The following is a 24,753-nucleotide window of genomic DNA, read 5'->3' on the forward strand; positions in this document are numbered from 1 at the left end:
AGTAATCAAAGTCTTTCTGGAAAATATGGATTCTTAGGATTCATAGGAAAATGCAGAAAATAGAGACAATCTGGAATAGTTATACTCCAATGAATTTTCTTCCGCCCTTCACCTTCATAGCTGTGAAAAATAAAGCCGTTCCTCCTGATACTTTGGTAAAAAATTTCTGCAGAATTATTCTGGTGGAAAAAAAAATGGACTTTATTTATCGAATTCCCCTGATTGATTTTGACCCCTCCAATCCTTCGGAAATTATCAGAAACTGGGTACAAATCACCGATACAATCCACTATTCCTCACCGGAACTATTTCAACAGATCCATGGAAAAGACTATGATGCTCTCTCGGAAGAAATCAAACTATCCATTTATAAATACCTGTTGCGCGGAAGGTACCGGGCAACCCCCTTCGGTAAATGGGCTGCTGTAGGCACAGGTCGATGGGATAACACAAAAAAAACCATTCTGGACCTCGATACTAAACAGATCCTGCCTATTGAAAAAAAACCAACAAATCAGGAGAACTATACCCTGGCTCCCGGACTGGAACCCTGCCCTCCCATGATCCGGTACCTTCAATTTGACCAAAAAGAGCAAAAATGGATCTATAGCCTGATCGCAGAAAATAAGATTCTGAACACCCTGATCAGACATTTCGAAGAGAAACAATTACTGGATTTCAGGGAGTTTTCTACCTGGTTTTCCGGAATCGATAGAGAATCAAAGCTGGAAATATGGAACAGGGTCCTTGCAACTGGAATAATCCTGAAAGCCACCAGAGAAAAACAACATTCCAATCCCCAAAACATCAACCTGAAAGCCCTGGAAACAGTCTTCTTGGATCCCTCGATCAGGGAAAAACTGGATATGTTTACTAAGCAATCAGGAAAACTATTCACCCAACAGAAAAAGCCGATTCTTGAAAAATTCAAGAATTTGTTCCAGGCCAAGTTTGATGATCGTTTTGTCTCCCTCCATCAATTGATGTGCGAAGCTGTCCTTTTACAGGAATCCCTGGCGGCAGTAGATAGGAACGGCTACGTTTCCTCCAGCAAATTACCCAATCTATTTCCAGGAATTAACCAAATAGATTTAAGCCAGGAAGCCGCCAAGGAACAACTCCCCGACCAAATCCATGATATCCAATACCTCTTCCGAGTAGACGCGGCAGGGAGAATCCTGATGGATAATATTGTCTGCAACCGCCCATTTGTCTATTCTGGAAGGTTTTCAGAAGATCAACAGCTATTTCAATTCATCAAGGATATGAATCCTGAGCTTAAAAATCCCATCTCTTTCCGCTATTGCGATATCCAGTTGATGGAATCCGATACCATCCAATTCCTCTGCCGACATCAAAATTGCTATAGCCATCAATTAGGCCCGATTCAAGATCAAGAGACTGGAACCATTTCCCTAAAAGAGGTATATCTGGGTATCCATGAGGACCGCATTCTGTTGTATTGGAAGAAAAAAAACATAGTTCTCCTACCTGTTTTCCAACACCCTTTGAACGGCCAGCAGATCTCCCTAAACCTTTTCCGGTTGCTTTGGGAAATCAGCAATCAGGACTCATTTAAATTCCTCCCCTATACCACTGGCCAAACCTCCCGATATTACCCTGAATACCGTTGGGGAAACATTATCCTCCAGCCACGAAAATGGATCTATAAAGCTGAGGAATTTTCATCCATACAGGATTTAAAGAATTCCTTGCAGGAAGACGCTATTCCCGATCCTGTCCAAGTTGGCACAATGGATCAGGAGTTAGTCCTTTATTGGAAAAACCCATTGGATTTGAAAATCCTTTGGAAAGAACTGAACAAACGGGAAAAGCTTCATTTGTTGGAGGCAGTAGGTTATGATGATCCCCTGTTTTATTCCGGAAATGGCAAGCCTGTATTTCCCCAGATTGTCTACCAGAGCAAGGTACACCCACCGAAAGTAACCATTCCGGGCTTGGTCAACTACCTGGATGAGCAGGACCCTTCCTGTCTTTACTTCAGAATTGGCACAAGTCCCCAAGGTCTTATCACCCTGTTAAAAAAGACGTTGCCTTCGCTGATCCATGAACTCAAACGAGAACTCCCGACCCTGAATTGGTATTTTCTGATATATGGAATGCCTAAACTGGAAGTAAGGATCCGCTTCCTGAGACTCAAAGCGAAACAAAAAGCCATGATCAGAAATGTAGCCTACGGACATTTTCAAAAAGATCCGCAGCTATCTCTCCGGGAGGCCACCTATTATCCTGAATTTGAAAAATATGGTATTACCGACCAGAACAAATCAAACCAACTGTTTCAATGGGAATCCGAATTGGTACTACAGGGAAATAAGGAAAACAGTTTGCCTTTGATCTGCTGGGAGGAAGAGGCAAAGGTGGATTTATTCAGTGAAATCTGGTCAGAAGTATTTTTCAAAAGCAGTCTCCGAGATGTCTATCTAGAAGAATTCAAAATGATTCTGAAAACCCTATCCACCCAGGACATCCGGAAAATCAGAAAAAGCTTTGATCCAACCCTTTCCTCAAAAGCATGGAAAGGCTCCACACAGACTTATCTTCAGTGTATTCAAAAACATAGGAATTACCAAAATACCACCAGGCAAAAGTCCTTTCTCCTTAACCATTTCCATATGATGGCCAATCGCTTCTTTTTAATGAATGCCATGGATTATGAGGAAATCTGCCGGTATGTGACCTACCGAAAACTAGGCAGGAAGATCCATATGGGTTCATGAACCCAATGCCAATCACTGAATGACAGGTTAAAAAAGACTCGGCCCAAAAAAATGATCTACTTTCCTGCGATAGACCTTACCGATAGGAATACTCTTTCCTGTGATCAGGATGATTTCAGAGTATTGGATACGTTTGACCTTGTTGATATTAATGGCAAATGATTTATGGATCTGCAATATATTCCGTGGCCCGAATTTTTTGACTGCGTTCCGAAGACTGGAAACCTCAACCTTCTTGGATTTCCCAGAATAGATATTGGTATAATTTCCTGTTTGTTCCAGGTAATCAATCTCATCAATATGGATAACTTCCCCGGTGACACCCCCTGAGGAATTGATTATTCTAAAAGAATCCATCAAAGAAGGTCTGGAAATCCCGTTCTTTTCAAGTCGTTCCTTTGCCCTTTTCAAACCAACAGCTACCTCTTTGTAAAAGGCAGGTTTTAATACGAAATAAACCGAGTCTATCTGGTACCCTGATACGGCAAACTTATCATAGGCAGAACATAAAATGATGGGTATTTCCGAATTCTTCAGGCGTTCGGCCAGCTCGAGACCTCCCAAATGCGGCATCATCACATCCAAAATCAGAATATCCGCTTCACCTTCCTCCATTTTTTCCAGCCCTTCCAAGGAATCCTTCGTGGCAAAGGCCAATTCGTATTCGGAAAACTGGGACAGAATTTCCTTTAGGGAATCCAAAGCGGCCTGTTCATCATCAATTAAACCTACTTTCAATTTAGTATCCATAATCTATCATTAACATCAATGAAAATTCCCGATCCGTCAAAGTATAAAAGAGCTGGTAGTCCTCCTCAAAATAATAATCAAGGACCTTTTTCACTGTTTTGATCCCAAATCCCGACTCCTCTGCCGAATAATTTTTACGGTTGAGATTATGGATCGTCAGGGTAAACAGGATGCGTCCATCCTCTCTACTTTCATCAAGCCTAAAGCCAATCTGACAAGGCACTTGTTTGTTTTGGTAGTCTCCATGTTTGTATACATCGATATACAGGGTAAGCAAGAGCATTTTTGGCAAAGGCAGTTCAGAAGCCAGCTTCTCATTAACCTGAAATCTGTTGCTAACATTCAAACTGTCTCCAAAACGCTGTTCCTGACAAAAAGCAAAGGCCTGAATAGCAGCTAACTCCTCCATCAGACTGTTTTCTGATTCCAGGTCTTTGTAACTGTATTTAAGCACCAGTGAAAACTGCTCTATATCCTGAGATAGATCCCCGGAACAATCTTTGGCCTTTACACTGATCCCATTTAACATGTTCAAAACAAAATGTGGCCCCAATTGCATGGAATTATGCTGTAGTTCCAACTCATCTAACTGGTGTTTTTTCTGCTTGCTGTCTTTTAACAGGATATAGTAAGCCAATAAGCCCCATAGAAAGAATGTCAGGCCCTGGAACTGGAATAATCTCAGAAACTCCAGCCAGATCATGGAAAAGGAGATACTTGATCCCCTTCCTGAAAAAATGATCAAAAATTTCAGACCCGTAATAAACAACACCATTCCCACTAGGTATAAAATCCCCTTCCGCCAATTTCTCTGCAAAAGCATATAGGGTAAAAGGAAATAATAAAGAAGCCATGAAAAAGCAAAACCGAAAAAGAGGTTGGCCAATGCATAGGGCAGATCCATCGGAACATCCAAGATCATGACTGAGAAAAAATCCAATAAGGCATAACCACCCCAGACCACCACCAAAACCAAATCAGGATATTTAAATATCCTATCCAGCATGCTGTTAAACGAATACATACTGCTGTTTGTAATGGATTTTTGAATCCGGTCATATAAGCGGATACTTTTCATATAAATCAACTAAAAACGAACATGATACAGAAACAAGATCTCCTACAGGCAAACTTCAAGACTGAACAGGTACAACAGCGGTATTTTCTGGAGAAAAACTCCTCCAGACAAAATAAAACCGCAAGTATTTTCAGGGAGTGTCATACAACCATTACCACTGGTTGAGACACCATTTGTTGATGCAGAAGGCATCAATTTGACAGGGCTCCTTTCCCTGTACCGTACGACTTAGTAAAAAAAACAAAGACCGGATCGTCATTCCGGTGGGAGGAAAATTCCCAATTTCAAACGGACTTCATCGGAATGAAGTCCGTTTTTCATTTATTCGTTTCCTCCAGAATAGAAGTCTCGACTTCCTTGACGGGGATACCGTGGAACTCAGCATACTCCTGGACTGTCACCAGTTGATGCTTTGATTTCCCGTAATACTCCTTCACTTGCTTAATGACACTATAAGCATACGACCTGCTCCTTCCGGTAAATACCATGATATCCTGAGCATAAATGATGTGCCTTTTTTTAACATTCATTCTATGTTCAGTTTAACAGCTCATGCCGCTGATGGGCATCTCCTTTTTACTAAGTGTTTAAGATTGACAACTAGCCTTTTGATCAATCTTGACCTAATTTAATAATTAACCTTGATTATCAACACATTAGAAGTACTTTTTATTTAGTTTATTTGATAAAAATCAAAGACTTAAACGTTCCCCATATTTTCAAAAAAGGCCTTAAACCTCTTTCTTCCTAACCTGACTTCCTTTCCTCCTATAAATTCAACTGTTCCTCCTTTTTATTTGGATTTAGGTTTCAACCTTTATGAAATTGGTAGGGTAATAAAAAAAGTGAAGTTGAAGATGCGGGCTATTACAACAATCATCACAGGACTACTATTATTTGTATTTACCTACACAGGGCTGGATAAACTCTTCCGGTTCGAGGCTAGTCGGAAGGCTTTTCATAACCAGACTTTTCCGGAAGAATTGGCCGAGGTACTGAGCTATGCAGTTCCCATCACAGAGTTGCTGATTGCCCTGCTCCTACTCTTTTCAGTAACCCGATGGTGGGGATACCTCTCAAGTCTCTTACTCCTCACCGTCTTTACAACTTATGTGGGCTTGATCTGGGTGGGAGCTTTTCCAAGGGTTCCCTGCAACTGTGCAGGGATATTGGAGAGCCTAGATTGGGAAGCACATTTCTGGCTCAACTGCTTTCTAATCGGACTCAGCATCTTAGGACTGAAAACCAAAAAAAAAGCGGAACCAAAAGGTTCCGCTTTAGAGCGCTAAGCAACCAATCAGGCAATCAGAACAAATCCATTACTTTAATTTAACTAATTTCTATTTAAAAAATAACAATCAATTATAAAAAATATAGTTTACTAAAACCTTAATAAACAAAATAAATAAAAAACGGGGCAGGCAAAAGGCAACCCACCCCAAAAAATTGTCTTCAAATACTTCTTAAAATCAAGAAAATAGCAGTGTCCATCTTCAATGACCGGGAGTGAAGATGCCGGTCAACACTCGGCGCTGCAGGAGAAAGAACCTACTCCCAAACCGGGGCAACCCGGAAGGTTCAGCCTCTGAATCAGAGTCCTTGGACGGATTCTTCCTGAAAGATAAAGCCCTCGGAAGGGACTCAAGATCAGGGGAAACAAATTAATTCGATGTTTAACCGGGAGTCAACTCCCACAACCAACAGAATTATGAAATCAATTAAAAACCTGCTCCCTGCGCTGGCTTTAGTGCTTGGAGCAAGCATGGCAATGGCCATGAATTTCGCCAACAATCCTACCGAGCGATATGCTGAAGATCCAGCTCCGGGGACTGAAGTCTGGTACGATCTGACCGACATTACCCCTGGGCCATCCACCTACCAGTGTGATGAAGAGGTCGATCAGACCTGCTCCCATATGGATCCCAATTCTTCTAGCAATGAAGTTGAAGAAGGAGAATTCATCAAGAATGGATCCCTCCCTTTGGCCACATTGTAAGTTGATTGGCTTATTTCAGGGGTTCCCGATTATGGGAACCCCTTTTTTTTATTCCGGCAAGGATCATTCAACGATTGCTCACCGAACATTCTGCTCCATAGGATTCAGATTGATTTCCGCAGGAGGAATCAGAAAAGTGTATCTGGTATCCCCTGGAGGTAAGGTAGGTTTCTCTTCGTTATATTTCCTTTCCAAGGTCATGGCAAATTCCTCCTCCTGATTCAACCGCTTCAGATCCAGCCATCGGATCCCCCGAAATGCCAGTTCTTTCCTTCTCTCCTCTAATATCCTTTCCAGCAGGATCTTTCCTGTCAAATCCTCCTCCCAAATGAAATTGCTATCCATTCTACTTTCCAATAAGTATCGTAAGGCATCATTAGCCAAAGCTTCCTTCCCGGTTCGCACTGCTGATTCAGCCAAATTCAACCAAACCTCATCCACTGCCATACCACCGAAGTGATAAAAATCCCCAGTAAAGTTCCCTCTGAAATTATACAGTCCCTCTTCTTTAGCCGGAAGTAAAAAATACTCCCTTCGAAGATCCGCACTGTCATAAAGTTCCACCAGATCAGGATTCACAAAACAATCCCCGTTTCCTGTAAACCGACTGCTTAAGTGCTTCTGATAAAAGATCACCTCCGGATTAAACACCTCAAAGGAATAGGGAAGCTCTGAATCCAATGTTTTGAAATCCATCAATTCATCCCCTATTGCAAGGGCTTTTTCACTGTATTCATATGCCAGATCATATTCCTGCATGACCAGATAGATCCTTCCCAGCATAGCCAAGGCTGCCCATTGGGAAGGTCTTGTAGGTATTTCAGATTGAATAGGCAAGAACTCCGTACCAACTTGCAGGTCAGAGATAATCTGGGCAAAAGATTCCTTCATGGTGGGTCTACCTACTTTCACATTGATATCAGAGGTCAATCGTATGGGAATCCCCAGTTGATCTTCCCTGTCCGGATCATAAGGCTCACTGAAATGCATCAGCACCTCAAAATGACCCATGGCTCGGAAAAAACGGGCAGAAGCTTCCAACTCGGCCATGCGGGATTTTTCCTGTTCGCTCACGGGTTCATAGTCTCTGAGGCCATCCAAAACCACATTGGCATACAATACCTTTTCGTAAGCACCAGCGAAACCCGCATCCCATGCATCAGGCATATAGGTTTCCTCTTCCCATAAGTAATAGGCCTGCTGACTGAAACTTAGTCTGGAAAGCAGGTTCTCCCCGAAATACACATCATCGGAACTAATCAGACCCAAGTTCAGGTAATTGTTCATGGTGCTGCCTTCAGCATCCAAGAGCTGTTGAAAATCATCCAATGTGCTCAGGATGACCAGATTTTTATTGGGTTTGCTGTCCAGGAATTCTGAACAGGACTGTAGCAATAGCAGGACCATTACCCCCAACAGTGTTATATGTTTCTTTTGTATCATTTTACAAGTGTGTTTAGGATTAATAACTAGTGGTGAGAAAGGAGATTGAGTTCTTTTACCCCCCCATTTCTAAACTATCCCCTTTCCCGTTCAGGATCAGAATCTGGCCCGGAACCCCATTGAGAAAGAAAACAGACTGGGTTGGACCAGAAAATCAGGATCCTTGACTTCCTTGTTTGCTTTCCAGAGAATTCCCAGGTTATTCATATACACATAGGTCTCCAAATGACCTGTCCTATTTCCTTTTCCAAAGGCCTTATCCCAGGACTTGGAGACTCTCAGATCCTGGAATCGAATATGATCTCCTTTGGAGACAGTCGCTGCACTGCTCAGGTAAAACTGGGAGCGATAGGCATCCACCATTCCGGGATCCGAAGGAATATTGGTGGATTGTTCATCACCCGGTTTTATCCATCTGTTCTCATAATCCGAGTGGGTTAGTTCCCCCCTGTTCAGGTCGTCGTAATTCACTGAAGGCCTTCTGAAGTAATAGCCCAGTCTATAGGAGATGTTGGCCGAAAGATTCCAGCCTTTATAGCTAAAGGTATTTCTTATTGCTCCGAAACGGGTGGGTCTACCGCTGCCATGGTATTGGATTGTTTCTTGGGTAGCCTCAGAATAGATCGATCCATAATCTCTGCTCGGTTCCCCGTCCACTAATCCCAGAGGAGCTCCATCCGCTGGGTCCAGCCCTGCAAAAGGAAAACTGTAAATGGAATACAAGGGCTTACCCACCGAAGGGGTAGGCAGCGCTGGACTGTAATTGATTAATTGGGTGGCAGATGGGTCATTTTGAACCTCGGTCACCTTTTCCTGAAGCAAACTCAAAAAGAAATTGGTATTCCATAGAAACTCCCCTTTCAGGTTCCTGGAATTGATCACCAAATCCCATCCTTTGGTGCGCGTGGATGCATAATTCAAGGTCGCATCCGAAAAGCCCGAGGAAATAAACAGCGGAATTGGAGCCAACAAATCCAAGCCCTGCTTTTGGTAGTAGTCGATCGAACCACCGATTCTTCCCTCCCACAGTTCAAAGTCCAATCCTGTATTCAGGATCTTGATCCGTTCCCATTTCAGTTCCGGATTGGGTGGGGTTCTTAGACTCAGGTAAGGCAATCGGGTCAGTAGATTCTGGGCTCCAGCATAGCTGGTAGCGGTAGTCACTGCGGTGACATTGGAATTGGTATTCCCATTATAGCCATAACTCAAACGAAGCTTTAAAAAACTGATCAAATCAGACTTTAAAAACGCTTCCTCTGAGGCAATCCAACCCAGTCCAGCAGACCAAAGAGGAACAGATTTCTGATTGGTATTGACCCCGAACAGATTGGAGGCATCCCTGCGGAGACTTCCGTTGAACAGGTATCTATCCTTGTAGGAATAGCCCAGATTACCAAAAGCAGACACAAAACGGTTGATCCCTCCCCCGAATTCCTCGGTGAATGGAATGTTCTGAAGTCGCTGGGTTCCAAGATTGACAAAACGAGTCAGGTAATCCACCGGAAGGGAAGTACCGTTATCCTCATCATATCCATAGGAAGTGATCCCATAATTCTCAGTCTGAAAATCCTTTAACTCCCCTCCTATAAATGCATCTACCCTATGATCGGCCCAAGTCCTGTTAAAATTCAATCGGGTTCTGAAGCTATGGCTAAAGCCATTTGAATTCCGTTGATCCAGGATACTTCCCATGGGAACAGGAAAGCTCAGGTCACCGTCTTCTCCTACTTGAGTCAGGGAATTGATCAGATTTCGGGCATTGTAAGAAGAAAGAGGATCCAGGGATCTGACTGCCCCTTGGGAATTCCAATACTGGTAATTTGCAGTCCAGCTCAGGCTTTCCGCAAAGTCATAATTCAGTCCCAGATTCAACCTAAGTTCATTTCGGGTGGATCGGGTATGGCTGAGCCCGATCTCATTCAAAGGGACATAGCTCCAGGGCAAGGCAACCAGATCAGCTACCGAATTTTTGAAACGAACGGAGAAATCCCGGTACACCTCCAATGGGTTCCCTGATTCATCGGCCAGTCCTTCGTAAGGAAAGAGACCTGCCACATTCGGGGTTCCCTCATAGGTATCTGCTTTGATCCCATATATCCCCGTCTGCACCTGTAACTTCTCCTTTAAAAACTTCCATTCCTGATTCAGTGAAAAGGTAATCCGGGAAAGATCCGATGCTATTCCGGTATTCAGGTTCTTGTCCCAACCCAGACTCAATTGATAGGTGTTTCTCTTCGCTCCTCCAGACAATTGTAGTGCATATTGCTGTTGTATGGCAGTCCGTTGGAGGTACTTTTCCCGGTCCAGTCTCAGATCGGTCCTTCTATATCGGCTGATTCCTGCATCCAGTTCCTGCTGGCTGATATCCCCCTGATCAAAGGCATAGAGCAGTTCTGCCAAAGGTGCCACAACAGGGTTTCTCCTATTTCCGATCAGGGAATTGAAATAGCCCTCCTCATACAGCTCCATCTGCTTATCCACCAGCGATGAAATCGCCATGGTGGGATAGTATAAAGGATCAGGTTTCGGCTGAAAGCTCAGGTTTCCGGTCAAACTCACTTGCATGGGCTGCTCGTAGGATCCACGCTTGGTGGTAATCACGATCACTCCGTTTCCTGCCCTTGCTCCCCAGATAGAGGCTGCAGCTGCATCCTTCAGTACGGTGATGCTCTCTACATCATTTGGGTTGATTCCGGAAAGCGGACCATCATAGGCCAGATTATCCACCACAATCAGCGGTTGGCTGTTGGAAAGCAAGGTGGCTGTACCACGAATGGAAATGCTCTCTCCAGGTGCTGTACCCGAAAGATCCCGGTTAAAAATCAAGCCTGGGGTCACATCTTCCAACCGTTCTATCAGATTGGTGGATACTCTCCGTTCCACCAGCTCCTGATTGATCCCCGAGAAAGAACCGGTGGTCCTGGACAAGGGAAGTTCACTAAAGCCTGTGGAAACCACAATCACCTCCTGAAGACTCAGATCCTCGGGGGTCAGCATCAGCTCCAGCCGTTTCTGTTCGGCAGGGACTTTCAGCTGCAGGGAACTGTAGCCGATATAACTGATTATCAATTCCACTTCCCCTTTGGGAATCTGCAAGGAAAATCTCCCCTCTTCATCTGTCACGGTTCCATAAACCGTCCCTTTGACCAGCAGATTCACTCCCGGCAAAGGAGAGGAATCCTGTTGGTCCAAAACTATCCCTTCCAGAATTCTGGAGGCATTTTGTGCCTGTGCCATCCCTACCATCAAGAGAAAGCAGAACAGCAACACACTAGATTTCTTCAATTTTAGTAAGCTCATGTCTTTCATAGTTGAATGAGTCGGATCAGTCCAACTCGGATTGGAAACGTTTCTTAAATTCTTGGATCAGGCTTTCCTGATCCTCTCCCAGAGTCCGGATATCAAATGACAGGATACGGGCATCCCTGTCCAGAAACATGACTTTGGGATAGCCATGGATTTCATAGACTTCCTTCCACCTTCGCTTGGATTCCCCTCTCAGATTGACATTCAAAAGGGAAGAATCCGAGTAGGTATCAATCCTGCTTTTCCATAACTCGGGATCCTCATCCACCGAAACTGCGATTAGACGAACGCCCTTATCTTTCACTTCCTGATACAAGGGAAAGAGGTACTCTTTGAAATAAGAAGCACTGTGTGGACAGGAAGAAAAATAGAAATACAGCAAGGTGGGCTTCCCTTGGAGATCCATTTCGGTCAATTCCTTGCCGGATAAGGTTACCAGATTCACCGGTTCCACCCTTCCACCTGGGACATGGGAGCGTTTCAGGCTTTCGATCCGTTCCCGATAAGGAGAAGAAGAAACCTCGGCCAGATACTTTTCCAGCACATAAGGCTGGTTGGGTAACTGCGACAAATAATTGGACAGGTATGCTGTTTTCAGCTTTTCAGCCATTTCTCCGGAATACAAAGCATCCACCACCTGCAAGAGGGATTTACCTTCAAAGAGGGCCATTAGCATGCATTTTTCCAAGGCATAGTTAAGGTACTCCTTAGAGACCAATCGGGTCAATTCCCCAATTTCAGCTTCAGGAAAATCCAGGAAGGAATCCAGAATGAAGTCCCGATAGGATGCCCGTTCCGACTCGCTAAACCTCCTATCAAACTCGGGATAATGGAACTTCCGGAAAGTGGTCAAGACCGAAAAACGGACGGAAGCATGGATCTCTGCCTTTAGTAGCTCATACTCCATTTCATCCAGTTTGCTGCGATAGTTTTCCAACACGTCCAGCATTCCCAACAAGTGTGGATTATCCGGTTTCAGACCCAAAAGCAGGTAATCCAGACTTTCCTTACCTGGGGACATGACCAGTAATTTACTGCCGAACTCCCCCTTAAAATGTTCCCACTTCTCCAGATTCCCGGGAGTACTGAGTATCCTGCTATCCGCTTTTGCAACCAGTTGTCTAGGACCATCAAAGGCCAATCTTTTCCCCTCTCTGGCAATGGCATACTGGGCTTCATAAAAAGCAGCATTCTCCCCACCGAACAAAACATCCAGCTCCCGTAGATCCAGTTCCACTTTTAGACGATCACCCGGCAAGACCAAAAAATCCGAAAGAATGGTCCTGCCTCCCAATAAGATGGAAAAGTAACCCGGCCGATCTTCCATTTCCAGCCCAGACGTAAACTTTCTAACTAATGGATTCATCACCCCATCAAAGGTTTCCCCAGCAAGAAGAACAGGCTCCAACCTTTCCACCATAAAAGAGGACTCCCCATCCAGGTAATAAGGCCGAAACTCAATCAACAAAGGGCTCAACGAATCCGGATTGATAATCTCCCCATAGATCATAGCCTCCCCAGTGGCAGGAGAGCCAAGACTCCCCTGCCTTAGAGAAATAGAATCATCAACAAAACTAAATCCCATTTTATTATAGTCAACAGTCTTCAGTCCACAGTCTACAGTGAATGGTCCCCCATTAATATCCTGAGCTGTAACCGAGTAGAAAGTATCGGAGCGGGCATCCCCGCCCCGATGGGAACCTGTCAAAGCAGGCAATCCGGGACAATCAACCAAATCAACCCCCGGTGGTGAACAAGCAACTTGTGCTTTAATACTGCTTCCAAAAAGGCATAGCAATGCCAGGAAGCATGTGAATAGAATTTTTTTCATGCTTTTGTCTTTTAGATGCTGGTCCCGAAAAGGCAAGACAGATAACCGATGCCCGATAAAAGGACATACTATTCCCATCTCGCCATTTTTAGGCTAGCAGCACATGATTAAGAAATAGGTATTGGGATAAGCGAAAACCTCTGCAGCGGATGGCTTACCCATCGTCGACAGTCCACAGTCGAAGGTCTATAGCCAACAGTTTACTGTTCACTAAAAATATTCATTGCAAAATGTCCACTGGAAAGTCAACCCTGATTCGTTGGATAGTCCCGATTCAGAAATACTCTCGGGAGCAATCAGGGAGAAAAAATGAATTCAACCTCAAACAGGCTTTTTAGGCTTTAGAGCATACAGTCTGTCATAAATTGATAAACAATTCAAATAAAAGCCTGCGTTATTAGAAGGTTTCAAATGGGCAAATGAGCCACCTGCCTTCTTTTGATAGAGAGAAGAAGATAGAAAAAAGGCAAAAATTGTCTCAGATTGTCTCATTTGAAATGATTCTTACACAATTTTAACTAGAGAATTCTCTAAAAAAGAATAAATTAGGTTGTTTAAAGTAGATGAATAGTAGTTTAAAACTACTATTTTCAAAAAAAAGCATCCAAAAGGCTTAAAAGCCTTATTTTCGTATAAATAATTACAACATGAGAGAAGGAGAAGAATCAGAATTCACCGTTTTGGAGAACAAAACGATAGGAAGAAATTTTTATATGTTCAGAAAACTCAGAGATAGAAAAGCTCTTGAAGTAGCTGAATTCCTGGGAATCAAAGAAGCGACCTACACCAAATACGAACGGGGTGAAAGCAAGATTACAGTTGACTTAATTCAAAAAGTCGCTGAATATCTTAATGTAGATCCTTTACACTTAATTTCAGCCCAACCTGGACATGTGATTGAACATTTAACGAATTCCCCTGTCTCTATTAATTCCAGTAATAATCACACTATCATTAATGATAAACAAACTGAAGTGATGATGAAAATGATGGAGACTATGATGCAGATGAATGAGGCGATAAGAAAGATATTGGAGAAGGAGTGATTTGGGGTTTAGTCTTTAAACACTGATTTCTTTCACATACTTTTCATGACAAAAGAGAGTTAGACAAAGTTTTTCTCGAAGTTGTGAATTGCTTTCAAATCAGTACTTTACTAGAGAATCACAGTGCTCCTGGTGTTTCTACTCCCTCTTGCTCAGTTGTGAATTGCTTTCAAAACAGTACTTTACAAGTAGAATCACAGCTGCAGCGGGTCCTTCTTTGTGTATGATGTAGTTGTGAATTGCTTTCAAAACAGTACTTTACTAGAGAATCACAGCGGTATTTATTCCAGTCGATCAGAAGCTTCTGTTGTGAATTGCTTTCAGATCAGTACTTTACTAGTAGTGGCACAGCATAAATGTTGAACCTATTTGCCATGCCCCGTTGTGAATTGCTTTCAAAACAGTATTTTATTAGTAGAATCACAGCTCCCTCGACGAAGACGATCTCCTCCTGGGCGTTGTGAATTGATTTCAAAACAGTACTTTACTAGTAAAATCACAGCAGAAGTGTATTTCCCTTTGAATCGGTCATTGTTGTGAATTGCTTTCAAAACAGAACTTTATTTGTAGAATCACAGCCTTGTATTGTTCCTTTCGAGGAATTACCGGGTTGTGAATTGCTTTCAAAACAGTACTTTACTAATAGAATCACAGCGAACAGGTCATTCAGCAACAGACGATCATCGTTGTGAATTGCTTTCAAATCAGTACTTTACTAGTAGAATCACAGCTGAAACAACACGTTCCTGCACGTTTACACCGTTGTGAATTGCTTTCAAATCAGTACTTTACTAGTAGGATCACAGCTAAAAACCTCGGAAGGATCAATAAAAACTTGTTGTGAATTGCTTTCAAATCAGTACTTTACTAGTAGGATCACAGCCACCTTCTACATGTATTGCACAGGTCAGGAGTTGTGAATTGCTTTCAAATCAGTACTTTACTAGTAGGATCACAGCCCTCATGGCAAAAGTCAATCGATTAGGCTTGTTGTGAATTGCTTTCAAATCAGTACTTTACTAGTAGGATCACAGCTAGTTAATTTTGTAAACTAAATTAAATCCGTTGTGAATTGCTTTCAAATCAGTACTTTACTAGTAGGATCACAGCTTTGGAAACCAAGAACTAATCATGTCAGCAGTTGTGAATTGCTTTCAAATCAGTACTTTACTAGTAGGATCACAGCCATTTGGGGGTATTCAGTGCAGCCCAGCCAGTTGTGAATTGCTTTCAAATCAGTACTTTACTAGTAGGATCACAGCCAGAATGAATGAAAGTTGGATTGCGTATTGGTTGTGAATTGCTTTCAAATCAGTACTTTACTAGTAGGATCACAGCAAGAGCGCGCGACTATTGATACCTCAGAGGGTTGTGAATTGCTTTCAAATCAGTACTTTACTAGTAGGATCACAGCTTTAACCATGTTTTTAATCCCTGAAGATTAGTTGTGAATTGCTTTCAAATCAGTACTTTACTAGTAGGATCACAGCATACACCTACCAAGAACTGACCGTCCTGGGTTGTGAATTGCTTTCAAATCAGTACTTTACTAGTAGGATCACAGCAAAACCTATAAAAACCCACCAACGTTTTGAGTTGTGAATTGCTTTCAAATCAGTACTTTACTAGTAGGATCACAGCTAATGTACCTGCACCCACTTTGAATGTGTGGTTGTGAATTGCTTTCAAATCAGTACTTTACTAGTAGGATCACAGCATTGTGGAAAAATTTTCGATTTAAATGATGGTTGTGAATTGCTTTCAAATCAGTACTTTACTAGTAGGATCACAGCTCTCAATCTTAGCTTCAGAGAAAGTCTTTTGTTGTGAATTGCTTTCAAATCAGTACTTTACTAGTAGGATCACAGCTTAGAAGAATTTCCAGGTTATGGATATTCTGTTGTGAATTGCTTTCAAATCAGTACTTTACTAGTAGGATCACAGCGAGACATGTGAACTTCACTAACTTCCATAAGTTGTGAATTGCTTTCAAATCAGTACTTTACTAGTAGGATCACAGCGTTGTCATTACACATGAATTTAAATATGAGGTTGTGAATTGCTTTCAAATCAGTACTTTACTAGTAGGATCACAGCTGACTTTTTTACTTCATCAAATGAAGATGAGTTGTGAATTGCTTTCAAATCAGTACTTTACTAGTAGGATCACAGCAGAGAACTAAATCAGGCCTTGGAGGAATGGGTTGTGAATTGCTTTCAAATCAGTACTTTACTAGTAGGATCACAGCAAGGGTACCGGCGTCACACATGTGGCAGCAGTTGTGAATTGCTTTCAAATCAGTACTTTACTAGTAGGATCACAGCCTTCTTTTTCGATTACGATTACATGTAGTGTTGTGAATTGCTTTCAAATCAGTACTTTACTAGTAGGATCACAGCTTTGACTTCAGGAGTTTCTAAAGCTCCGTTGTTGTGAATTGCTTTCAAATCAGTACTTTACTAGTAGGATCACAGCTTTCAGGGGGTCTTTATTATGTTTATCGGAGTTGTGAATTGCTTTCAAATCAGTACTTTACTAGTAGGATCACAGCTTATCAACTACCAAAAGACAACATCGCTTAGTTGTGAATTGCTTTCAAATCAGTACTTTACTAGTAGGATCACAGCATACCTCACTCTAAGTGGCTGGTATGCTGCTGTTTATGCCATAATTTTAAATAAAAAAAACAATTCCTTGAACTGACTGAAATTCAGCAATTGTTAGGGTTTCCTAATCTTAGAAAAGTTCTAATTGCTGGCTTGGTTTCTCCTGCTCCACCACTTTTTTTCCATAAAAAATTTCCATCATTCCAAATTGCTTATCCGTAATAGACATTATCCCCACTTTACCTTTTGGAGGCAAATTTAGTTTCGTCCGTCTGATATGTACATCGGCATTTTCCCGACTGGCGCAAAATCTAGTGTATATGGAAAACTGGAACATAGCGAAACCATCGTCCAGCAATTTCTTCCGAAAGGAACTTGCGATCTTTCGGTCCTTTTTGGTCTCGGTGGGCAGATCAAAAAAAACTAGTACCCACAAAGTCCTGTATTGGTTAAGTCTAGCGAAAAATTTCTCATCCATAGTCAGGGTAAACAATTTTCCTTCTGATACCGGCAAAGCACTCAAAAAGGGAAGAACTAGTTCTACTGGCCGCTACCATCAATGGGCTTTTCTGTCCGTCTATCATTACGTCCAATGCTGGAATAGCCAGCAGCTCCTTTTTTAAGTCAGTTGTCAATTCATCTATTTGGTCATTATTTTCTACGATATACGTCACCACCAAGTCAACATAAGGGCGGTAGGGCTCCATGATGTCATCTGCTAGACAATAGGCATTGTATTTATTCCGGTGCCAAATCCCTACTCCAGGTAGCATCCCGGATGAAACCAATGCCCTTGCAATCACTGCACGGAGTATTGCATAGCCATAATTCAGAAGGTTATTGGGTGGAATTCCATTTTGCCCCCTGTTGAAATCCGGAATATCAAACAATAACTGCCAATAGATAGCAGCAGCTTGGGCTTCATAATTACCAGAGTCTCCTGAACTAACATTTTTATATAGATACTCCATCCTTTTGGAGTATTTGCCTTTCTCTTTCAACAAGGCATACTGATTTTTGATCTTAGCACTTACGGTTTGCTGCCAAAGGTTCTTTATGAGTGGTTGAGACGCTTCCAATTGGTACCGTACCCGCTCTGTTTGTTCGGTATGACCATGCATAGGTAGAAGTAATCCTTCAGGAAGATGCTGTCCATTACAGAAAACTACTGCCACCTTTCTATCCGTGAGCTTGCACAATAGACCATTGGTAATGGTAATCTGCTGGCTTTCCAAAATGAGCATACCAATATCCTCTATGGGAACGATCCTATCTGGCTTGTCATCGGGAAAGCTGATAACGATTTGTTCGTTTTTGGTACTCAGGTATGCTGGATTACCAAAAAAAAGAGTGCGCTTGATCACTATTATTCCCCAATTTTAGTAATCTCTCCTAAGTGATTTAATCGGACTTTAATTGGATTAACTCCAACAAAAGCTCCAACACTTTTAAATCTATAATACCTTTTAGCATCCTTTGCAGTTGAAATACTTTTCAACTCGGAATTTTTTGTTTCTAAATGATGCCTAAACCAAAAATCATTGGTTGAAATGCTCCAAACCAAATACAAATGTTTGCTTAATAAAGGTTTATCCTTGTTTTTAAATGCTTCTTCAGCTTCTTCATTTGTTAAGCCTAGAATAAACATTTCATTTTGCTGCATACTATACTTCAAAACAAGATTATCGGTAGGTAAATTTTTTAAAAATGACTCTGAAAGATCTTTTTCAAATAATTGATTCCAAACATCAGATGGATTTTTGATAACAGGTGGAATCAAGTATTTCTTTCTTTCTACTGCATGCCAAAAAGTACAACTGTGCTGAATAAGTCTTCCCTCTTTATCTTTGTAAATTGCAATGTGATGATTGTTTCCTGTTACTACAAACCCAATTTCCTTACCTTTTTCATCCTTTTTGATAAGTTGGATATTATCAGCATCTGGACGAGCAAATAAACGTACTGTGTTAATTGGAATTTGCTTTTCTTCATTAAACCAAAGTGTTTCTTTAAACGCTTCCTTTTCTTTATTATTAAATTGATTTAATCTTTCTTTTACTAATAATTTTACTTTTTCATCTACAATATCATCGGCCTGATTTGCTTTAAGGCTTTGAAGTTTATACTTCAAAACTGTTGCATCGTTATAACAAGATGCTTTTTCAAGAATCTCCTTTTTTTCTTCGTTTAGATAAATTGGATTTTTCTTTAATGTTGATAAAGCTGTTTTAGAATTGTTTTCATTTTCTAAAAGTCTTGTCTTGACAAGATTTTTAATTTTAGAATTTATAATCTTATCAGGATTTTCAAATAAGTACTTTAAGGGCTTATCTTTTTCCGTTACTTTTATTTTTCCATATACAGATTGTTCATGTAATGCACCTCTTGGAACAATCACACCTTTTTCTTTATTCTTTCCAGTTGCTTTAAACTTGGTTATAGTAGCAACTTTTTTTCCAGCTTTGAATGAAATTAAAATCTTATCAGCTTCCTTCATTACTTGCCCTGTGGTAAACGGCTTTTGTGCCCTTAAATATTTTTCTAAGAGCGAAGTCTTTTCATTAAATTCCACTTTTGCTTCTTCAACTTCTTTATTCATCAAATCTTTGGTTTCACTAGAATTCCAAGTATTTAAGCGTTGAATAAAGCCTTGTTTTGTACAAGCAACTACCAAAGCATCAATTGCATGATGTCGATGATCATCTCTTTTTGTCCAATTTTCGATTTCTTCTTTTTGATGCTTTCTTTTTCCGTGTTCGCTTGTCCATTCTTTGATGACGGTTTGCCCTAATTCTTTATATTTAGGTATTTGCAAATTCATTAATACATCATCCCAACCCCAAAGATTACGGAGTCTTGCAGTGACTCCACCTTCCGTTGTAGTCACGTTATTACATACTTTTTGCAAAATTTCTCTTGCCTTTCGAGAAATATATTGCGTATCTCTCAATTGCCTGTCGATGAAGTTTTCCCATAGTTTTTTATCGGTTTCTGTCTCTTTTCCTGATTTTTTCCTCTCCAGATATTCTACATGCGAAACTTTCAAACGTTGCATTTTACTGTACGAAATAATCCCTCTTTTGAACCAGTCATCAACTCGTTCAGAATATATTTTTACCTGTTCTTCACCTTTAGATTTGATATAATCGTAAGCAGTTTGATTGGTTTTAGTGGCATTACATTTTCTGTGAACCAAAACTTTGTTGGTTTGAGAATCATCAAACAATAAAGCTTTTGGGACAATGTGGTCGACATCGTAAGCCTCACCACTTAAAGCTTCCGTCAAATTAAATGTTTCTCCACAATAGATACATTGATTATTGACTTGAGCTTCTTTTAAGTTTTTGCTGAGTGACGGAAAAATGAATTTATATTTTTGGATATATCTCTTAGTTTCAGGCAAACCAATTTCCCTTAACCGTTTTCCAATTTCCTCATTGAGTTTTTTATTTCTGGAATTTTGTAAATCGGCATCATTTCGTTCGTCTTTACTTTGCTTCAGTTCTCGTGCAAGTTCTACTCTAATTTCAGTGGGATTTCCATATTGTTCTAAAATTGCATTAACCACATTAACCATTTGGTTTAGAATTTTCTCAACAATAGGTTGTCTTAAACTATTTTTTGGAAGAAGCTCCAACTTATCTACAACAACTTGCTGATCTCTTTCATCTTTCGTTAAAGAATTAGAATGATTATAACCTGCCAAGCTACAGGATTGAGAATAGTCATAACCTTCCATCAAAAAGGGAAGAATCTTTCGCATTGCTTTATTTGATTTATTACCAAAGCCTTGTTTGTTAAAATCAATTCGAGACAACTTTTCAGCAGTTTCATCATCAAAATCAAACCTTTTGATTAATGCATTTTTGCATTCATCCAAATCCTTTATGGAATAAATGGTATGCCATAATTGATAAAGTGGTTCTCTCTCTAATGCAGCTTCTAATTCTAAACCTGCTCTTTCCTCCAAAATTTCTCCTGTTTTTTTATCAACTATAATTGATGTATTATTAGTTGGAACAATAGATACATCAAATCTTAAAAGTTCATTTTCGCCAAGGATATTATAAATAGAAGAATAAGTTTCATTTCCTTTGATTCCTTTTAGGATTTGCTTATTTACATAAACATCACTTTTACTTAATTCTAAAATTTCAAGAAGTTTGGTGAAACTCAAACTATCATTTTTAAATAAATAATCTACTAAAGTCTCTTTCTCTTTTAAATCAGGGATTTTTTCACCCCATTTATATTTGCTTCCGTCAGGATTTTTTACTTTTAATGAGATATTGTTTACCACTTCCCAGATTCGGCAAAGTTGAAATAATGGAGATGTTTTAGGAGCCACTTTTGGCCCAACAAATACTATTTTTTCCTTATTTTTTACATTATCAAAAACAGCCTTTTCAAACCCTTCAAAATCACATACACTTACTGACCCTTTTTGTGATTTAAGTTTTCTTTGAAAATAAATTATTTCATTTCTAAGTTGATGAATAACATCTTCAGTAAGGAAATCATGTTTTCCTCTTTGGGCGTTAATAATAGTATCAAACTCCTCAATATAAGCTTCTCTTGGATAGACTTCTTCTTTGATTCTGAAATATGAACTGTTATCATTAGCAACTTTAAGTTCTTTATGAAAAAATTGACCGATGGTTTGATTTATATCTTTTAACTGAGCGTATCTTCCTATAACTGCCTGTACATAATCAGTATCTTTTTTGTCCGCGTTCTCTTCACTTCTTGCCGATTTGTATCCACGTTTCTGATTAAGCATATACAAAATACGCCCTAGTTGTTCAGCAGAAATATTTTCATTGGGATTAGCAGAATCACTCCTCAATTTCCATAAATCCAACATGGGGAGATTTAACAATTCTTCCGAAGGAAAAATATTGTACTTCTTTAGGATCTTTTTTAAATCACTTTTTCTTAGTTGCTTTCGGTCATATCCTTTTCTTTGAGTCCGACTAGCTGTTCTTCTTTGATTCTTTGTGATAGATAAGCCCCTTTGAAATTCTTCTTTATCACCAGATGATAAAGGAATAATTCGTGAGCCCATCGCGGTAATTCGAATAGGAACTTTGTTCTCATCCACTTCTATAAATGCCCAACCAATTGAGTTTGTCCCTAAATCCAATCCTAAAATCTTTTTCATAGTATTTTGAAAGTCTATCGTTTCTATTTACTTTAGATTACTGTTTTGAAAGCAATTCACAATAAGGATTATTCCGTTGTGAAAACATGTAGTGCCTCGGCTATCTCCGGGGCTTTCTTTTTTCAGGCACTTTACCTTATCCCTCTTCATTCGCCGGTATTTCTAAGAACTTTTCAAGCTGAATTTTATAGCATGAAATTTCTAGGTGAGCCGATCCAATAGCCAATTCCACTTGAAAACCAAACTTGACGATTTTCAAGATACTTGCTTCACTTCAAAAAAAAATACCCAGTACTGGGTATTTTGGCTTTCCTTTTCACTTCCCTGGTTTATGCTTATGCGGTTTTAAGGATGGGGTATTTCCTGGTGTTTCCTTATTATCCCGTTGACGTCGGTCTGGTTGGCCGGTAGTTTTGGCAATTCTTTTTGGACCTGGCTTAATTCCGTTTGATGTTTTCATTGTGCATGTGGTTAGATTAAACATGTAGTGAATTTAACAAAGGAAATCTGCACATTCTGCTATCTATCAGCATCTTGGACAAATATTGTCTTAATAATTTAATTAAAGAGCATAGTAGTTAAATTTTCTTTAATTCTTCTAACTCAGTAACCCAAAAACATCGGTGAGAATTGGGGTGATCCATTAATATTATCAGGATATTTGTTCAGTTCGTTAAAATTTTATAATATTTTACCTAAAGCTGCAGGAAACAGGAACCATTCATAAAACAAATCAATAATTGGCTGTCCCGACGAAGACCAGAAAAAATAAGGCATGTATTTTATGATCCCAAGGAATTACTCATGCTACAGAATCAAAGAACAGGCTATTGGACAAGCCACTTTTAAATCAGCTTTTTGGCTATTTTTATTTCTTAATAACGGTCAAACAATTAAGTCAAAAACTACATAAAAAAACTAGAAAATCACCTTTAGGAAATTCTTGGAATTTAATTTTGGAGGAAGTTTTTATTCTAAAATATATCTTCCGTAAATTTCTTTCAATTTATTTCTCCAATTTTCAGGAATACTTTCCCATTCGTTTGTCCAAGTTTGAGTTTGTTCATACGCTTTAAAAGGCTTTTCAGAATTGGCTTGATATCCAATTTCATCTTCAACACTCTCATTCATTAGCACTATTCTTCCATTACCATTAAGAGCATTTTGGATTGGTTCATTAAATTTCGCCGCATGTGGGGTCTGTGAGTCCCTATCGTGAACTACTATCGGCTTTATACCCATAGCAGTGAGATACTTAACAAGTCCAATTATTGCAGCTTTTCCACGGGCTTTTATCACTTCAAAATTTGAGATTATAGATAAATAATTATTTTTTGGTAATCGGCTTATCGATTCTCTAAGTAAAATATCTTCAGTATCTCCTTCGACAATAATTACATTATTTGCAAAAAATGCTCTTGCTATGTAATCGTCAATTTTAAGTAACATTTTAACATAGTTTTTATCATCTCCTTGTAGTTTATTAAAAGTGTCTGTAACTGAAAATGACAAATTATCAACAGTGTTTCCGTTTTCTGTAAGTCTGTTTAATACTTGTCTTGGTTTTCTTGATATATCAATTATAAAAGGTGAATGTGTAGAGGCAATTATTTGGGATGTTGAATTACTAAGTTCATAAATAGCATCTCTCATTTGATTTGCTGCACTAGGGTGCAGATATATTTCTGGTTCTTCAAAGCAAATTATTAATGACCTAGCGTGTTCATCTTCTTTTTGAGAAAGCCATTTTTGTCTAAATCTGAGCATTCCAAAAACAGCAGCACGAACCATTCCTGTCCCTTGATTTTCAACATTCGTTTTAATGTTAGAGGACATTTCTATATCAAATGTTGGCTTTAGAACTTTTGATGGGTCACTAAGATTTGTTGTTGCATGCAGTTCAGAGTTTGGAAATATACTAGCAAGGATTGTGTTTAAGTCAACCATCATTTTTCCAAACTCAGAATCAGAATCTTTCGGGTCTAGCTCTTTTGAAAGTTCATCTAAATATTTTTGAGCTTCTTTAAAGTTTGCTGAAGATTCCCGAACCATTTCAAACAGTTCATTTAAAGTTTTGCCAAGAACTCCGTTATTATTTCCTTGTATTTCTGATAGATTGGAATCAACAGGAATCAACAAATAACGAGGTAACATTTTTAAGACATTGCCTGGTATCCCACCTGGGTTTTGAAACCAAACGTCATCTTCGGTTAAGTCAAATATTTCATCTAGTTGTTCAAGACTTTCTAATGCCCCTTTACTTTTTCCAATGTTTTTATCAAGTTCTGGGAAAATAGGTTCTATTATGTTTCTATCCAGTCCAGCTTCGATAAAGTCATTTGGCGACTTACAATCCTTGAATTCATCCTTTATAGTTCTATTTTTAGATTTAAACTCAATTACAACATCTTTCCCAAGCTCATATGTTTTCCGGTATGTTACTGAAAGTCCTGATTCAGTTTCAGTATCGTAATTAAAAATTCGTCCTTTAAATCCACGCCAATCACGAGCTTCTATTTGTAAGTTTCTAAACTCTCCTTCAAGTTGCACAATTGTAGTGTCAGGCTTTGTTTCCTTAGTCTCATCGTCAATGACTGAATGATAATCACCACTAGGAAGAATTTTTTTCGCAGAGAGTAAAGTCTCGATTGCTTTGAGAATCGTACTTTTTCCACAGTTATTTTTCCCAATTAGAAATGTTGCATCTCCAAATGAAAGTTCGATTTCCTTTAGTCTTCTGAACCCCTGAATCTTTAATCTGTGTAGTCTCATTTTGTTATTTTAAATTACTCCT

The 24,753-nt window shown here is 39.8% G+C and carries 16 protein-coding genes and 1 CRISPR repeat array; of the genes, 5 read left to right on the forward strand and 11 right to left on the reverse strand.

Annotated features, from left to right (window positions below; genetic code table 11):
* The first annotated feature begins 194 nt into the window (after window positions 1–194).
* Window positions 195–2,741, forward strand: a complete 2,547-nt coding sequence (locus J0A69_RS15790; RefSeq protein WP_206587561.1) for a lantibiotic dehydratase — start codon at window positions 195–197, stop codon at window positions 2,739–2,741.
* A 27-nt stretch (window positions 2,742–2,768) separates the two neighbouring features.
* On the opposite strand, the gene J0A69_RS15795 is transcribed toward J0A69_RS15790, so the two are convergent.
* Both J0A69_RS15795 and J0A69_RS15800 read right to left on the reverse strand, forming a co-directional pair.
* Complete coding sequence (locus J0A69_RS15795; RefSeq protein ID WP_206587562.1) at window positions 2,769–3,491, reverse strand: LytR/AlgR family response regulator transcription factor; 723 nt, start codon at window positions 3,489–3,491, stop codon at window positions 2,769–2,771.
* Window positions 3,481–4,569, reverse strand: coding sequence for a histidine kinase (locus tag J0A69_RS15800; RefSeq protein ID WP_206587563.1), 1,089 nt, complete (start codon window positions 4,567–4,569; stop codon window positions 3,481–3,483). Before J0A69_RS15800 ends, J0A69_RS15795 begins: the two co-directional genes overlap by 11 nt.
* A gap of 21 nt (window positions 4,570–4,590) precedes the next feature.
* Between J0A69_RS15800 and J0A69_RS15805 the strand changes: the two genes are divergently transcribed.
* On the forward strand, window positions 4,591–4,734 hold the full coding sequence (locus J0A69_RS15805) for a hypothetical protein (protein WP_206587564.1): 144 nt from the start codon (window positions 4,591–4,593) through the stop codon (window positions 4,732–4,734).
* 152 nt (window positions 4,735–4,886) lie between these two features.
* On the opposite strand, the gene J0A69_RS15810 is transcribed toward J0A69_RS15805, so the two are convergent.
* Window positions 4,887–5,099 (reverse strand): hypothetical protein, encoded by a 213-nt coding sequence (locus tag J0A69_RS15810; protein WP_206587705.1) that lies wholly within the window; start codon window positions 5,097–5,099, stop codon window positions 4,887–4,889.
* Window positions 5,100–5,426: 327 nt separating this feature from the next.
* On the opposite strand from J0A69_RS15810, the gene J0A69_RS15815 reads away from it, so the two are divergent.
* Together J0A69_RS15815 and J0A69_RS15820 are read left to right on the forward strand one after the other, a co-directional pair.
* Window positions 5,427–5,858, forward strand: a complete 432-nt coding sequence (locus J0A69_RS15815) for a MauE/DoxX family redox-associated membrane protein (RefSeq protein ID WP_206587565.1) — start codon at window positions 5,427–5,429, stop codon at window positions 5,856–5,858.
* Between the two features lie 419 nt (window positions 5,859–6,277).
* Complete coding sequence (locus J0A69_RS15820; protein ID WP_206587566.1) at window positions 6,278–6,565, forward strand: DUF6520 family protein; 288 nt, start codon at window positions 6,278–6,280, stop codon at window positions 6,563–6,565.
* 78 nt (window positions 6,566–6,643) lie between these two features.
* Here J0A69_RS15820 and J0A69_RS15825 read toward each other — a convergent pair whose 3' ends face one another.
* The 3 genes from J0A69_RS15825 to J0A69_RS15835 form a co-directional block, all read right to left on the reverse strand.
* The gene (locus J0A69_RS15825; RefSeq protein ID WP_206587567.1) at window positions 6,644–8,008 is read right to left on the reverse strand and encodes a RagB/SusD family nutrient uptake outer membrane protein; all 1,365 of its coding nucleotides are present in this window, start codon (window positions 8,006–8,008) and stop codon (window positions 6,644–6,646) included.
* Window positions 8,009–8,104: 96 nt separating this feature from the next.
* Window positions 8,105–11,308 (reverse strand): SusC/RagA family TonB-linked outer membrane protein, encoded by a 3,204-nt coding sequence (locus J0A69_RS15830; protein WP_206587568.1) that lies wholly within the window; start codon window positions 11,306–11,308, stop codon window positions 8,105–8,107.
* Window positions 11,309–11,333: 25 nt separating this feature from the next.
* A complete protein-coding gene (locus tag J0A69_RS15835; RefSeq protein WP_206587569.1) occupies window positions 11,334–13,145 on the reverse strand; it encodes a TlpA family protein disulfide reductase in 1,812 nt (603 codons plus the stop codon).
* A 647-nt stretch (window positions 13,146–13,792) separates the two neighbouring features.
* Between J0A69_RS15835 and J0A69_RS15840 the strand changes: the two genes are divergently transcribed.
* Entirely contained in the window at window positions 13,793–14,191 is a 399-nt protein-coding gene (locus J0A69_RS15840; RefSeq protein WP_206587570.1) for a helix-turn-helix domain-containing protein, read from the forward strand.
* A gap of 155 nt (window positions 14,192–14,346) precedes the next feature.
* Window positions 14,347–16,819: direct repeats of the CRISPR family, unit length 46 nt; unit sequence GTTGTGAATTGCTTTCAAATCAGTACTTTACTAGTAGGATCACAGC.
* Between the two features lie 109 nt (window positions 16,820–16,928).
* Here J0A69_RS15840 and cas2 read toward each other — a convergent pair.
* The 5 genes from cas2 to J0A69_RS15865 all read right to left on the reverse strand — a co-directional run bounded on the left by cas2 (window position 16,929) and on the right by J0A69_RS15865 (window position 24,731).
* Window positions 16,929–17,276 carry a CRISPR-associated endonuclease Cas2 gene (cas2, locus tag J0A69_RS15845; RefSeq protein ID WP_206587571.1) on the reverse strand — a complete coding sequence of 116 codons (348 nt, stop codon included), beginning with the start codon at window positions 17,274–17,276 and terminating at the stop codon, window positions 16,929–16,931.
* Complete coding sequence (gene cas1 / locus J0A69_RS15850; RefSeq protein WP_206587572.1) at window positions 17,269–18,162, reverse strand: type II CRISPR-associated endonuclease Cas1; 894 nt, start codon at window positions 18,160–18,162, stop codon at window positions 17,269–17,271. The genes cas2 and cas1 overlap by 8 nt, the downstream gene beginning before the upstream one ends.
* A 2-nt stretch (window positions 18,163–18,164) precedes the next feature.
* Entirely contained in the window at window positions 18,165–21,959 is a 3,795-nt protein-coding gene (cas9, locus tag J0A69_RS15855) for a type II CRISPR RNA-guided endonuclease Cas9 (RefSeq protein ID WP_206587573.1), read from the reverse strand.
* A gap of 316 nt (window positions 21,960–22,275) precedes the next feature.
* Window positions 22,276–22,419, reverse strand: coding sequence for a hypothetical protein (locus J0A69_RS15860; protein WP_206587574.1), 144 nt, complete (start codon window positions 22,417–22,419; stop codon window positions 22,276–22,278).
* Window positions 22,420–22,928: 509 nt separating this feature from the next.
* A complete protein-coding gene (locus J0A69_RS15865; RefSeq protein WP_206587575.1) occupies window positions 22,929–24,731 on the reverse strand; it encodes an ATP-dependent nuclease in 1,803 nt (600 codons plus the stop codon).
* Between the last annotated feature and the right edge of the window lie 22 nt (window positions 24,732–24,753).

The organism is Algoriphagus pacificus, from assembly GCF_017254845.1.
Taxonomy (GTDB): domain Bacteria; phylum Bacteroidota; class Bacteroidia; order Cytophagales; family Cyclobacteriaceae; genus Algoriphagus; species Algoriphagus pacificus.

What these genes read in the sequence shown, in the direction of transcription:
- J0A69_RS15790 (WP_206587561.1), top strand. Translation starts at nt 195, where the DNA reads ATGGACTTTATTTATCGAATTCCCCTGATTGATTTTGACCCCTCCAAT.
- J0A69_RS15810 (WP_206587705.1), bottom strand. Translation starts at nt 5,099, where the DNA reads ATGAATGTTAAAAAAAGGCACATCATTTATGCTCAGGATATCATGGTA.
- J0A69_RS15825 (WP_206587567.1), bottom strand. Translation starts at nt 8,008, where the DNA reads ATGATACAAAAGAAACATATAACACTGTTGGGGGTAATGGTCCTGCTA.
- cas9 (WP_206587573.1), bottom strand. Translation starts at nt 21,959, where the DNA reads ATGAAAAAGATTTTAGGATTGGATTTAGGGACAAACTCAATTGGTTGG.
- J0A69_RS15795 (WP_206587562.1), bottom strand. Translation starts at nt 3,491, where the DNA reads ATGGATACTAAATTGAAAGTAGGTTTAATTGATGATGAACAGGCCGCT.
- J0A69_RS15835 (WP_206587569.1), bottom strand. Translation starts at nt 13,145, where the DNA reads ATGAAAAAAATTCTATTCACATGCTTCCTGGCATTGCTATGCCTTTTT.
- J0A69_RS15840 (WP_206587570.1), top strand. Translation starts at nt 13,793, where the DNA reads ATGAGAGAAGGAGAAGAATCAGAATTCACCGTTTTGGAGAACAAAACG.
- J0A69_RS15865 (WP_206587575.1), bottom strand. Translation starts at nt 24,731, where the DNA reads ATGAGACTACACAGATTAAAGATTCAGGGGTTCAGAAGACTAAAGGAA.
- J0A69_RS15815 (WP_206587565.1), top strand. Translation starts at nt 5,427, where the DNA reads ATGCGGGCTATTACAACAATCATCACAGGACTACTATTATTTGTATTT.
- J0A69_RS15830 (WP_206587568.1), bottom strand. Translation starts at nt 11,308, where the DNA reads ATGAGCTTACTAAAATTGAAGAAATCTAGTGTGTTGCTGTTCTGCTTT.
- J0A69_RS15805 (WP_206587564.1), top strand. Translation starts at nt 4,591, where the DNA reads ATGATACAGAAACAAGATCTCCTACAGGCAAACTTCAAGACTGAACAG.
- cas2 (WP_206587571.1), bottom strand. Translation starts at nt 17,276, where the DNA reads ATGGATGAGAAATTTTTCGCTAGACTTAACCAATACAGGACTTTGTGG.
- J0A69_RS15820 (WP_206587566.1), top strand. Translation starts at nt 6,278, where the DNA reads ATGAAATCAATTAAAAACCTGCTCCCTGCGCTGGCTTTAGTGCTTGGA.
- J0A69_RS15860 (WP_206587574.1), bottom strand. Translation starts at nt 22,419, where the DNA reads ATGAAAACATCAAACGGAATTAAGCCAGGTCCAAAAAGAATTGCCAAA.
- J0A69_RS15800 (WP_206587563.1), bottom strand. Translation starts at nt 4,569, where the DNA reads ATGAAAAGTATCCGCTTATATGACCGGATTCAAAAATCCATTACAAAC.